This is a genomic window from Nocardia barduliensis, from assembly GCF_013315795.1.
Classification (GTDB): domain Bacteria; phylum Actinomycetota; class Actinomycetes; order Mycobacteriales; family Mycobacteriaceae; genus Nocardia; species Nocardia barduliensis.
In genome coordinates, this window is the sequence record NZ_JABLTE010000031.1 from 43,045 (window position 1) to 55,528 (window position 12,484).

Sequence of the window (12,484 nt, forward strand, 5' to 3'; positions counted from 1 at the left end):
CCCGCCCCGCATCGCACACCACTGTGTGCTCCACGACAGTCCCGCAGCGGCCCGGCCTACTTGTTCGGCTTGGGCTTGTCTCTGCCGTTGCCCTGGTTCGCATGGCCGGGCTTGCCCCGGTCGCGCTTGTCGTCCGCGCCCTGGTACGACTCGTTCGCGCCGCCTTCGGCGCTGCCCGTGCCGAGGCCGGTGGGGGCCGCCACGGCAGGCAGCCAGCTCGCCCGGCCCGCCGCCGACGCAGTACAGGCCAGCGCGAGGCCGTCGACGGTGACGCGGTGCACGTCCACCGCCGGGTCGCACGGCTGCCCGGCGCCGGGCAGGACCAGGATGGGCGCCGAAATCGGCACCGGCGCGGGCGTGACCGGGGCATGCGACGGCAGCGCCGCGCCTTCCCGCTGCGAAGACGGAATCGCGGACGCGTCCGGGCCCGCGTCGGCCACCTCGGGCCGTCCGAGCCACAGCGTCCCGGCGACCGCCGCGGCGAGCGTCCCGAAAGCCGCCAGCGCGAGGCGCGGACCGGCGGACGCCCACGGCCGGGGCGTGCTACCCGGCCGGGGTGCGCTACCGGCCCGAGGTGAGCCACCGGTCCGGGGGGACCAGCGGGGTGGCGGCAACACGGTGGTCGGCACCGAGGACGAGAGTTCGACCGTCGTCGCGTCGCGGCCGGTCACGGCCGCGTACCCGGCGGAGGCCAGTTCTCCCGCGCTGGACCACCGCTGGGCCGGGTCTTTGGCCATGCCGCGCGCGATCACCGCGTCCAGTTCCGGCGGCACGGCCGGATTCAGCGCGGACGCCTGCGGCGGGGTCCGCATCAGGTGGGCGCGTAACAGCTGGGGCGGATCGCTGCCCTCGAACGGCCTGCACCCGGTAAGGCACTCGTACAGCACGCAGGCCAGCGAGTACTGATCGGACCGAGGTCCCGCCGTGCCGTCGAACCGCTCCGGCGCCATGTAGGCCAGCGTGCCGACCACGTTGCCGGTGGCGGTGATCGAGGGCTGGTCGCTGCGCTGCGCGGTGCCGAAGTCGATCAGGTACACCGTGCCGTCCGGCGTCACCATGATGTTGGAGGGCTTGACGTCGCGGTGCACCAGGCCCGCGCGATGCGCGATATCGAGCGCGCCTGCGGTCTGAGCCACGATGTCGATGGCGCGCTCGAGGTCGAGCCCTCCCTCGCGCCGCAGCAGCGCGGCCACATCGGAGCCTTCGATGTACTCCATGTCGAGGTATAGGCGGCCGCCGAGTTCGCCGAAGGAATGGATCGGCACCAGGTGTGGCCCGCGCACCTGGGCTGCGAGCCGAGCCTCCCTGGTGAATCGCTGCCGGAATCTCGTATCGGCCGCGTACCCGGCGGCCAGGACCTTCAATGCGACCGCACGGTCGGTGGTGGTGTCGTGCGCGAGCCAGACTTCGCCCATGCCGCCGCTGCCTAGCAACCGGTCGAGGCGGTAGTGGCCGAACCATAGCTCGCCCATCTCGATAGAACCTCCCGCTAGCCTTTTCCTTGTGATGGAGCTACCCGAAATTCGCCTCGGTACCGCGGAGAGCGCAAAAACGACGTCGCGGCCATCCGATCATGGCGCAGCGAGGTCGCTCGGCGTCGGGGAATTCGCAGGAGTGTTCGCGGGTGTACCGCTCGCCGGGCGGGGCAACCGGCGCGACGGAACGGACGAAAGCTGATGGAGCCGATCGAGATCAACGCGGGCGCCTGGTATCTGCGCGCCCTGCGCGCCGACGACCGCATCGATGACCGCCCCGCCCTGGCCACGGGCGGGATCACCGAGCCGGACTACGTGGCCCGGCGCAGCGCGGGCTGGGCGGAGGAGACGCACTTCTCCTGGGCGGTCTGCGAACCGACGACCGCCGAGCTGGTGGCCGAGATCGGGGTGACGCCGGCGAGGGACGGCACCGCGGCCGTGGACGGATGGGCGCGCCCGGGCTACGAAGCCGCGCTGGACGCCGGCCTGACGTCCGTACGCCGCTTCGTGGAAGGTGGTTTGGGCTTGCGTCCGGTCCCGTCCTGACCGGCACCGACCGAACGCACCCGGGTGCCCCCACCGGGGCCCGATGCGAACCGCGAGGTCAGCGCATGACGCCGGTGTGCCCGGTGGAGTAGCGGCCGGGTTGTGGCCAGATGGTGAGTCCGTGCGGTCCTTTGCCGACGGGGATGCGCGCCAAGAGTTGCCAATTGACGATGTCGATGGCGTACACCTCGCCGTGATGGCGCCCGGACGCCCAGAAGACGCGCCCGTCGGCGGAGAGGTTGCCCATGTCGGGACTGCCGCCCCCGGGCACGAACCACTTGTGCACCAGCCCGTTCGCCGCGAAGTCCCACACCGAGACGCTGCCTTCGTGCCGGTTGGTGATGAGCATCCGGGTGGAATCGCGGGTGACGTAGAGCCCGTGGGTTCCTTTGCCGGTCGGCACGAATCCGGTGTTGTCGAAGGTGTGCGCGTCGAAGAGGTAGACGCCGTCGGCGGCCATGTCGGCGACGAAGAAGGTGTGCCCGTCCGGCGACAGCTTGACATCCTGCGGCTTGCCCGAGCGGCCGCCGGGCAGGTCGATCATCTTGACGATGTGGCGCTCGGCCACGTCGAAAACGAGCATCCGGCCGATGAATTCGCACGATGCCAGCGCGAAGCGCCCGTCGGCGGTGAAGTCCATGTGGTCGACGCCCGCGCAGTCGGGGACCGCGATGGCGTGGACCTTCTGCCAGGTGTGCGGATCGTAGAAGTCCAGCGACTTGTCCGCTTCCGCGACTACCAGCGCGTACCGGCCGTCCGGCGTGTAATACATGTTGTAAGGATCGCGGACGGGGAAGGGTTCGCCCGGCCTGCCGGTCCGCGGATCGATCGGCAGCAGGCTGCCGCCGCCCAGCGGCATGTCGTTGGTCACGTAGAGGGTCTGCATGTCGTAGGACGGCACGACGTGCTGCGGTTCGAACCCACCCGCGGGGAAGGTGTCGATCACTTGGAAGGTGCCCGGATCGATCACCGAGACCGTGTTCGACTGGCTGTTGGGCACGTAGACCAGCGGGCGGTGGTCGGCCACGGTGGGGCTGAGCTCGCGGTTGGCCGCGTACACGTCGGTCGGCGAGAGCGGCGGCGGCATCCCGGGCAACAGATCGGTCATGTGCGGCGGAAACGCAGCGGTGGTCGGGGCCGCCACGCTGGTCTGGGCGGCCTGGGTTCCCTCGGTGTCCACCGTGCCCGCGTCGCTGGCGGCGCAGCCCGCCACCGCGGACAGCACGACGAGAGGGATGACGAGGTGGGGCGCGCAGCATCGGTAGGTGCGCTGCCGGTTCACGCGCCGCACCTGCTCGGAGAGTGGTGTAGACGAGAGGACATGGCTGCGAAGCCTAGGAGGTTCATCCGGGATTCGGCGTACCCCGCGCCGAGGATGCCGAATTGCCCGGATCATCCGGTTCGGGCGCTATTCGAGGCTGGTCAGCACCCGATCCAGCGCGTCGACGGCCTCGTCGAGTTCCGCGCCGGTGACCGTGAGCGGGGGACGGAACCGGATGCCCCGCTCGCCGGTGCCGAGGATCAGTACGTGCTCGCGCTCGCGCAGCGCGGTGAGCACCTCGTCCCGCAGCCGGGCCGACGACAGCGTGATCGCGCACATCAGTCCGCGTCCGCGCGGCTCGCTGACATCGAGGCGCCGGGCGGCGAGCGCGCCCAGCCGCTCGAGCAGGTGCGCGCCGAGCGCACGGGACCGTTCGATCAGCTCGTCCCGCTCCAGCACCTCCAGGATGCGCCGGCTGCGCACCATGTCGGCGAGGTTGCCGCCCCAGGTCGAGTTGAGCCGGGAGCTGACCGCGAAGACGTTGTCGGGCACCTCGTCCACCCGCCCGCCCGCCATGACGCCGCAGACCTGGGTCCGCTTGCCGAAGGCGACGATGTCCGGCGCGAGGCCGAGTTGCTGGTAGGCCCAAGTGCTTCCGGTCATGCCCACGCCGGTCTGCACCTCGTCCAACACGAACAGCGCGTCGTTCTCGTGGCACAGCTGCTGCACGGCTTGCAGGAACTGCGGCCGCAGGTGCCGGTCGCCGCCCTCGCCCTGGATCGGCTCGGCGATGAAACACGCTATGTCGTGCGGACTTTCCTCGAATGCCCGCCGCGCCTGACCGAGCGCGCACGCCTCCGCCTCCTCGACGTCGAAGGCGTCGGTGAGGTAGGGCGACTTGATGCGGGGCCAGTCGAACTTCGGAAAACGCGCGGTCTTCACCGGATCGGTGTTGGTGAGCGACATCGTGTAACCGGTGCGGCCGTGGAACGCTCCGGTCAGGTGCAGCACCTTGGTGCCGAGTTCCGGTGCGCGGCCGTGGGATTCGTTGTGCCTGCTCTTCCAGTCGAACGCGATCTTGAGGGCGTTCTCCACCGCGAGGCCGCCGCCGTCGATGAAGAACAGATGCGGCAGTCGCGGATCGCCGAGGACCCGCACGAACGTCTCGACGAAGCGGGCCATCTCGACGGTGTAGATGTCGGAGTTGCTGGGCTTGTTGAGTGCCGCGGTGACGAGTTCGGCGCGGAACTGCGCGTCATCGGCGAGGGCGGGATGGTTCATGCCCAGCGCGTTGGACGCGAAGAAACCGAACATGTCGAGGTAGGAGCTGCCGTCGCGTTCGTCGACGAGGCGGCAGCCATGGGACCGGTTGAGGTCGAGAACCAAGTCGAAGCCGTCGGCCAGGATGCTCGCCGACAAGATCTCACGAACCCGGGCAGCGGGGGTGACCGCCGGGCGGGTGCGTTCCAGTTCGATGGTCACGCCCTGAGGGTACGTAAAAATTTACGGAACCTCTACAACAAAACGGATTAATTCCGAGCTATCCCTATCTGTCATAGAATGTCTGCAAGATGATGGTGCTCCGGGTTCGCACGTTGGCGGTGGCTCTGATCTCCTGGAGCAACTGCTCGAGGTGCCGCGGGGACGCCACTCGCACCAGCAGGACGTAGCTCTCCTCGCCGGCCACCGAGTGGCACGCCTCGATGCCGGGGATGTGCTGCAGGACCGCGGGAGCGTCATCGGGTTGGGACGGGTCGAGAGGAGTGATCGCGACGAATGCCGACAGCAGTTGGCCGAGCGCTTCGGGATCGACGTGCGCGGTGTACCCGCGGATCACACCGCGGGCCTCTAAACGGCGGACCCGGGACTGCACCGCGGACACCGACAGACTCGCCTTCTCCGCCAGGTTCGACAGAGTGGCCCGTCCATCGGCCATCAGTTCACGAATCAGCAGGCGATCGATGTCATCGAGTACGGGTCTTGCCGGTGTATCCGCCATCAGCGAAGGCTAACTCAGCCGACCCGCCTCGTGTCCGAAACCTGACCTCCACCCTCCCGCGATGTGGGACAAACGGGCCGCGACGCGGCCGAAAGGTACGGCGGAACAACACATGACCGAGGTACTCGACGACCGGACCACCCAGCGCCTCGCCGCCCGCGCGGAGGCGGTGCTCCGCCAATTCGACGCGGGACCACCGGAACCCGGCGACCTGCCCGCCCGCACGCCGATCACCGGAGGGCAGCTGACGACCCTGCGCTCCAGCTCGCTCGACGAGGTCGACGCCGCGATCGGCCGGGCCGCCATCGCCTTCCGTGCCTGGCGCGGTGTTCCCGCGCCGGTCCGCGCCGCGGTCGTGCGCAGGCTGGGGCAACTGCTCACCGCGCACAAGAGCGATCTGGCCGAGCTGGTCACGCTGGAAGCGGGCAAGATCCCCGCCGAGGCCGCGGGTGAAGTGCAGGAGATGATCGACATCTGCGAATTCGCCGTCGGCCTGTCCCGCCAGCTGTACGGCCACACCATGCCCTCGGAGCGTCCTGGCCACCGGCTGATGGAGACCTGGCATCCGCTCGGCGTGGTCGGGGTCATCTCCGCGTTCAACTTCCCGGTCGCGGTCTGGGCGTGGAACACCGCGATCGCGCTGGTCTGCGGCGACACCGTGGTGTGGAAGCCGTCCGAGACGACGCCGCTGACGGCGCTGGCCTGTCACGCGCTGCTGCGGCGCGCGGCGGCCGAGGTCGGCGCGGATCCCGAAGTGCACCAATTGATCCAAGGCGGCAGCCAGGTCGGGGCGCGGCTGGTCGACGACGAGCGAGTGCCGCTGGTCAGCGCGACCGGCTCGGTGCGGATGGGCCGGTTGGTCGCGCCGCGGGTCGCCGAGCGGCTCGGGCGCTGCCTGCTGGAGCTCGGTGGCAACAACGGCGCGATCGTCACCGCGTCCGCCGACCTGGACCTCGCGGCGCGGGCCATCGTGTTCGCCGCGGCGGGCACGGCCGGGCAGCGGTGCACCACGCTGCGGCGGCTGATCGCGCATCGCGACGTCGTCGGCCCGCTGCTGGCCCGGCTGGAGCGGGCCTACCGGCAACTGCCCGTGGGCAATCCACTGGACGCGGGGGTGCTGGTCGGCCCGCTGATCGACGGGAAGGCCTACACCGGGATGCGCGCCGCGCTGGACAAGGCGGTGACCGACGGCGGCGAACTGGTCTGCGGCGGCGAGCGAGTCGACGGGTTCGGCGACGACGCCTACTACGTGCGGCCCGCCATCGTGCGCATGCCCGCGCAGACGGCGGTGGTGCGGGAGGAGACCTTCGCGCCGATCCTCTACGTGCTCACCTACGACGACTTCGACCGCGCGATCGCCCTGCACAACGAAGTGCCGCAGGGTCTGTCGTCCGCGATCTTCACCACCGACCAGCGCGAGGCGGAACGCTTCCTCGCCGCCGACGGGTCCGACTGCGGCATCGCCAACGTCAATATCGGCACCTCCGGCGCCGAGATCGGCGGCGCCTTCGGTGGCGAGAAGCAGACGGGCGGCGGACGCGAATCCGGCTCGGACTCCTGGAAGGCCTACATGCGCCGAGCCACCAACACCGTCAACTATTCCACCGAGCTCCCGCTGGCCCAGGGGATCGAATTCGGCTGAGCACCCCGCCTCACCAGGCGATTCGGTAGTTCGCGCCACCCTGTGTAGTGTTGACCGTACGACGCGGGGTGGAGCAGCTCGGTAGCTCGCTGGGCTCATAACCCAGAGGTCGCAGGTTCAAATCCTGTCCCCGCTACTGGAGGCCCGGGTCGGCGGTTCACACCGCCGACCCGGGCCATTTCTCTGCCGTCTCCGCGTTGCGACGATCGGCCCGCTCGAAGCCCCCACACCCGATCCGGTGACCGGCAGTTTCCTCGGTGCTCCCTGACGAGTTGCCCTCCGACCGCCCCCTGCCATGCGACGGTACGGTAGCCAATGGATGGCCGAGTACGGATCGCGCTGTGGTGGAGATGCGCGAATGCGCAACTCCGCGTCGATATTCTTCACTCTCGCCTGCGCTATTGACAGGTGATTCGTTCCGATGCGAGTTCCGGCGACGCCGTCGCCCCGCGATGCCTGCGGTTTGCCACGAACGCGAAGGAGAGAGCTGTGCAGCGCAGAGCGATGCTCAAGGGATGTGCGGCGGCGGTCGCCGTGCCGATGTTCGCCGCCTGCGGTCCGAACGGCAGCGCGAAGGCGGAGCTGGTCTTCGACCCCGACGCGTTCACCACGGAGAAGAAGACCGTCGTCACCTTCGACCGCGACAAAGAGGTGACCTACCGCCGCTACGCGGACGTCGTCTATGTCGCGAGACCGGTCGACAAGGCGTATCAGAGTTTGAACGTCAGCGTGCCCGTCGAGATCGACGGCGCCGCCGTCGACGCGAGCAAGGCGCCCATCCTCTTGAGCAACTCCGTCGGCGGCTATCTGGCCTCGTCGGTGACCAACGGCGAACCGGACGACGGCGGCGACCGGAGGAGGAACCAGGATCTCGCCCTCGCCGCAGGGTACGTCGTGGTCGACTCGGGCGCGCGCGGGCGCGACCTGGTCACCCCCGACGGCGTCTACTACGGCGTGGCGCCCGCCGCCATCGTGGACCTGAAGGCAGCGGTCCGGTACCTGCGGCACAACTCGGGCCGGGTGCCGGGAAACACCGACCGGATCGTGGTCACCGGCGTCAGTGCGGGCGGCGCGCTGTCCGCCCTGCTCGCGGCGTCCGGTGACAGCAGGATGTACGACGGATATCTCAGCGAGCTCGGCGCGGCGGACGCCGGCGACACGGTCTTCGCCGCCGCCCCCTACTGCCCGATCACCGATCTCGAACACGCGGATATGGCTTACGAGTGGAATTGGGGCGCCAATCCACTGCGCTCCGGCGAACTCGACGCGGCGGCCTCGCGGGAGCTGAGCACGGCGTTCACGGACTACCAGGCATCGTTGCAATTGCAGGGCAAGAACGGATTCGGACCCCTCACGGCCGACAATTACGGCCGCTACCTGGTGCGGACTTACCTCGAACCGGCGGCGACGGCGTACTTGAACGCACTACCGGACGCCGACCGCTCTAGCTACCTGGCGGACAACACGTGGATCACGTGGGCGGGTGATCGGGCGGAATTCACCTGGCCGGACTTCCTCACGCACGTCGGGGAGCGGAAGAAGGGCGTGCCCGCCTTCGACGCCTTCGACCTGTCCTCGGGCGAGAACAACGAGTTCGGCGCGGGAACCGTCAAGGCCAGGCACTTCACCTTGTTCAGCCAGCGGCGGGCGACCGGCGACCCCGGTGCGCGACTCGACGGCGACCTGCCCGAGAAGATCAGCATGATGAACCCGATGTTCTTTCTCCGGCAGCGCAATCCCGCCCGAGCGAAGCACTGGTGGATTCGCGTCGGCACCAAGGACACCGATACGTCGCTGACGATCGTGGGCAATCTCGCCGCGAGCCTGGAGAATCTCGGCGACCACGTCGACGCCGCGATGTACTGGGACGCGGGCCACGGCAGCAACGAAGACGCCGCGGATTTCATCGCGTGGATCGGGAAGGTGACCGGTTATGCCGGATGAGTCGTATGACCACCCCGGCTCTCGGCGCCGAGCAGCGCCGCCGACGGGCGCCCGCTAGCAGCGCGGCGGCTCGATGCCGAGCTCCCGCAAGCGCTCGGCATAGACCGCGACATTGGCGAGTTTGATCTCCTCGTAGCCGCGCACCACGTCGGCGAGGGCCGCCGCCCGCACGGCGCGGTCGTAGCCGGATGGGTCCAGCGTGTCGGCGAGGTTCGTCACCATAGCGCGGTAGTGCGCGAGCAGTTCGCGTTCCACCCGCCGCACGTGCGTGTATCCGAACGGGTCGAACTTCGTTCCGCGCAACCGCTTACCCTTGGCCAGCAGGCGGAGGGCGAAGTGGCTGCCCGGCCCCATCCCGATCTTCTTGTCCCGTCCCATGGCGCGCAGGATCGGTGGGTGCAGCCGGTAGGTCAACTTGGCCCCGCCGGGCACCTGCGCGGCGACCTCGGCCAGGAACGCCGGATCGGTCAGCCGCCGCGCCACCTCGTACTCGTCCTTGTAGGCCGTGAACTTGTACAGGCCGCGCGCCACCTGCTCGCTGAACTCCGTGCGATCGGTGACTCGCCGCTCCGCATCCCAGATTCGTTGCAGCGTGCGCACATAGTCGCGGGCCACCGCCGCGCTGTGGAAACCGATCAGCTCGGCTGCCCGCAGCTCTACCAGGCGTCGGGTCTCGCCCGTGGCGGCCAGCCCGTCGAACAAATCCCCGGGCAACGCCGTCGCGGCGGGTTCGCGCACACGCGGGGCAGTCGCGGCGGCGAATTCCTCCGGCCGCGCGATCGCCACCCGCCCCCACCGGAAGGCCGCGAGGTTGGCCGCAACGGCCACTCCGTTGATCTCGATGGCCTCCTCGATCGCGGTGCACGGCAACCGCAGGCCGCCGGTCTGGTAAGCGGCGCCGACCAGCAGGAAGTTCGCGGCGGCGGTGTTGCCGAAGAGAACCTGCGCGGCCGCCAGCGCGTCGAAGGACCGCACCGACCGCGAGACCTTCGCCAACCGCTCCAGCAGCATCGCCTCGTCGGGATAGGCGACCGATTTGTCGTAGACCATGGCGCCGGTCGGCGTCTTGCTGGTGGAGGCGACCGACACGGTGCTCGCGGCGCGCCCGTAGGCCAGGTTCTTGCCGTCGGCGGCGGCCAGCAGGTCGAAGGCCACGATGCAGTCGGCCGAGGCCGGGGCAAGCCGGTTGGCGGGCTCCAGCGCGTCCACGGCGAAACGCAGGTGCGAGACGACGGGTCCGGCCTTCTGACTCATGCCGATCTGGTCCAGGCTCGCCACCTCGTATCCGGCTCGCATCGCGGCGGTCGCCAGCACCTGGTTCACGGTGACGATGCCGGTGCCGCCGATGCCGGCCAGGAAGACGTTCTGCGTGGTCGTCGGGGGGTCCTGCACGAGTTCGGGCAGGTGCGGCAGTTGCGGGGCGCGCGGAGTCCCGCGCGGCTTCCGCTTCGCCGGGTCGGGCAGCTCCACCGTGACGAACGAAGGGCAGTCGCCGTTCAGGCAGCTGTAGTCGGTGTTGCACGAGGTCTGGTCGATCCTGGTCTTGCGCCCGAATTCGGTGTCCACCGGCTGCACCGACAGGCAGTTGCTCTGGACGCCACAATCACCGCAGCCTTCGCACACCGCCTCGTTGACGACCACCCGAGTGCGGCGCACCGGAAGGGTGCCCCGCTTGCGCTGCCGCCGCGCGTCGGCCGCGCAGTGCTGGTCGTAGATCAGCACTGTGACGCCGGGGATCTCGCGCAGCACGCGCTGCGCTTCGTCGAGGCGGTCCCGGTGCCACAGCAAGGTGCCTGGAGCGAGATCGCGCTTGCGGTAGCGCTGCGGCTCGTCGGCGCAGACGATGATCCGGCGGACACCCTCGACGGTGAGCTTGTGGGTGAGCATCGGCACCGTGAGCGCCCCCTCGGCGTGCTGCGCTCCCGTCATCGCGACGACGTCGTTGTGCAGCAGTTTGAACGTGATGTTCACCCCCGCCGCGACACACGCCTGCACGGCGAGCTGGCCGGAGTGGAAATACGTTCCGTCGCCGATGTTCTGGAACAGGTGCGGCACGTCGGTGAACGGGGCCTGGCCGATCCACTGCGCGCCCTCGCCGCCCATCTGGGTCAGCCCGGTGACCTTGCTGTCGGTGCGGCCGGACATGGTCACCAGGGTGTGACAGCCGATGCCGCCGCCCGCCAGCGAGCCGTCCGGTACGGCGGTGGAGCGGTTGTGCGGACAGCCACTGCAGAAGTAGGCCGCGCGCTTGGCGGGCAGCACGGACAGCGAGAGCGGTTGCGGCAAAGGCCGTTTCAGTTCGAGGTGGCCGTCGAGCACGCGGCGCAGCGGTGCGGCGATACGCCCGGAGGTGAGCTCGCCGTCGCTGGCGAACAGCGGACGGCCCGCGCCGTCGCGCTTGCCGACGATCTCCGGCGCGTCCGCGGCGCCGTACAGGATGTCGCGGATCTGGGTTTCGAGGAAGGCGGTCTTGTCCTCGACGACGATCAGCCGAGTGAGCCCGGTGGCGAACTGCCGGACCCGTTCGGGCGCCACCGGATACGGCATCCCGATGCGCAGCAGCCGGATGCCCGCGTCGTACAGCGCGTCGTCGTCCGCGCCCAGATCGATCAGCGCTTGGCGGACCGCGTCGAAGGTGGTTCCGGTGGCGGCGATGCCGATGGTGGCCCGCGCCGGATCGACCTCGATCACGTCCAGCCTGTTTCGCGTGCTGTAGGCCCGCACCAGCTCCCAGCGTGGGCCGTAGAGATCCGCCTCGGCGAGCAGGCTGTCGGCGGGCGCGGCCATCGGACGCTGCCGGTAACGGAAAGGCGCGCCTTCCCAGTCGATTTCGGGTACCGCGATGTCGATGTCACCCACCGAGCCGTCGACGGTCCACGCACCGTCGGCGACGTCGGCCACGATCTTCAGCGCCACCAGACAGCCCGACGCGCGCGAAAGGGCCACGCCGTGCAGGCCCATGGTGATGATCTCGCGGGCGTTGCGCGGGAACAGCACGGGGATGTGCAGCGCCGCCAGCGAGCGCTCGCTCACCGCGGGCACGGTGGAGGACTTCGACGCCGGATCGTCGCCGACCAGCAGCAGAACGCCCCCGCCCGGATTCGCGCCGTACATGTTGGCGTGGCGCAGGGCATCGGTCGCGCGATCCAGGCCGGGCCCGTACCAGACACCGACGACGCCGTCGTGCGTCGCGGCGCCCGCGGGCAGCACCGCCTGGCTGCCCCACACCGAGGTCGCGGCCAGTTCCTCGTTCAACCCCGGGACGAACGAGATGTCGTGCTCGGCGAGCACGCCCGGCATGCCAGCCAGCATCTTGTCGACGCCGCCGAGCGGACTGCCCTGATACCCGGAGACGAACGTGCCGACCCGCCGACCGGAGCGCAGGTCGCGCACGTGCTGCTCGACCAACTGCCGGGCGATGGCCTGGACGCCGGTGAGGACGACGGTTCCCGAGCCGACGCGGTACCGGTCGGCCAGGTCGTAGGGAGCCGCGATCAGATCGCGGTCGGCGAGCTCGGTCATCCGGATCCACCCATCCGCTCGGCGCCGATCCGGCGCTTCGCCTTGTTGAGCACTTGTTGCCGATATCGTGTCCCTGAAGAACCAAACGCACAACC

Annotated in this window: 8 protein-coding genes and 1 tRNA gene; 4 read left to right on the forward strand and 5 right to left on the reverse strand. The window is 69.6% G+C overall.

The features are described from left to right. Positions 1-56: 56 nt before the first annotated feature. Positions 57-1,472, reverse strand: coding sequence for a serine/threonine-protein kinase (locus HOV91_RS15560; RefSeq protein ID WP_174186095.1), 1,416 nt, complete (start codon positions 1,470-1,472; stop codon positions 57-59). Positions 1,473-1,676: 204 nt separating this feature from the next. Here HOV91_RS15560 and HOV91_RS15565 point away from each other — a divergent pair, with 204 nt between their 5' ends. Continuing rightward, entirely contained in the window at positions 1,677-2,021 is a 345-nt protein-coding gene (locus tag HOV91_RS15565; protein ID WP_174186096.1) for a hypothetical protein, read from the forward strand. A gap of 58 nt (positions 2,022-2,079) precedes the next feature. Here the strand turns inward: HOV91_RS15565 and HOV91_RS15570 are convergent, their stop codons facing one another. The 3 genes from HOV91_RS15570 to HOV91_RS15580 form a co-directional block, all read right to left on the reverse strand. Next, a complete protein-coding gene (locus HOV91_RS15570) occupies positions 2,080-3,303 on the reverse strand; it encodes a YVTN family beta-propeller repeat protein (RefSeq protein WP_312884627.1) in 1,224 nt (407 codons plus the stop codon). Between the two features lie 126 nt (positions 3,304-3,429). Continuing rightward, positions 3,430-4,764: an L-lysine 6-transaminase gene (lat, locus tag HOV91_RS15575; protein WP_174186098.1), complete on the reverse strand. Its 1,335-nt coding sequence runs from the start codon at positions 4,762-4,764 to the stop codon at positions 3,430-3,432. Between the two features lie 64 nt (positions 4,765-4,828). Beyond that, entirely contained in the window at positions 4,829-5,281 is a 453-nt protein-coding gene (locus HOV91_RS15580) for an Lrp/AsnC family transcriptional regulator (protein ID WP_043688065.1), read from the reverse strand. Positions 5,282-5,393: 112 nt separating this feature from the next. Here HOV91_RS15580 and amaB point away from each other — a divergent pair, with 112 nt between their 5' ends. From amaB to HOV91_RS15595, 3 genes are all read left to right on the forward strand, one after another. Beyond that, the gene (gene amaB / locus HOV91_RS15585; RefSeq protein ID WP_174186099.1) at positions 5,394-6,923 is read left to right on the forward strand and encodes an L-piperidine-6-carboxylate dehydrogenase; all 1,530 of its coding nucleotides are present in this window, start codon (positions 5,394-5,396) and stop codon (positions 6,921-6,923) included. A gap of 62 nt (positions 6,924-6,985) precedes the next feature. Then, a tRNA-Met gene (locus HOV91_RS15590) sits at positions 6,986-7,059 on the forward strand. Between the two features lie 353 nt (positions 7,060-7,412). Then, the gene (locus HOV91_RS15595; protein WP_312884628.1) at positions 7,413-8,867 is read left to right on the forward strand and encodes a subtype B tannase; all 1,455 of its coding nucleotides are present in this window, start codon (positions 7,413-7,415) and stop codon (positions 8,865-8,867) included. Positions 8,868-8,921: 54 nt separating this feature from the next. Here the strand turns inward: HOV91_RS15595 and HOV91_RS15600 are convergent, their stop codons facing one another. After that, a complete protein-coding gene (locus HOV91_RS15600) occupies positions 8,922-12,389 on the reverse strand; it encodes an indolepyruvate ferredoxin oxidoreductase family protein (RefSeq protein WP_174186100.1) in 3,468 nt (1,155 codons plus the stop codon). Positions 12,390-12,484: the final 95 nt, after the last annotated feature.

Coding starts and splice junctions, on each gene's coding strand:
- amaB (WP_174186099.1), top strand. CDS start 5,394: ATGACCGAGGTACTCGACGACCGGACCACCCAGCGCCTCGCCGCCCGC.
- HOV91_RS15580 (WP_043688065.1), bottom strand. CDS start 5,281: ATGGCGGATACACCGGCAAGACCCGTACTCGATGACATCGATCGCCTG.
- HOV91_RS15560 (WP_174186095.1), bottom strand. CDS start 1,472: ATGGGCGAGCTATGGTTCGGCCACTACCGCCTCGACCGGTTGCTAGGC.
- HOV91_RS15565 (WP_174186096.1), top strand. CDS start 1,677: ATGGAGCCGATCGAGATCAACGCGGGCGCCTGGTATCTGCGCGCCCTG.
- HOV91_RS15600 (WP_174186100.1), bottom strand. CDS start 12,389: ATGACCGAGCTCGCCGACCGCGATCTGATCGCGGCTCCCTACGACCTG.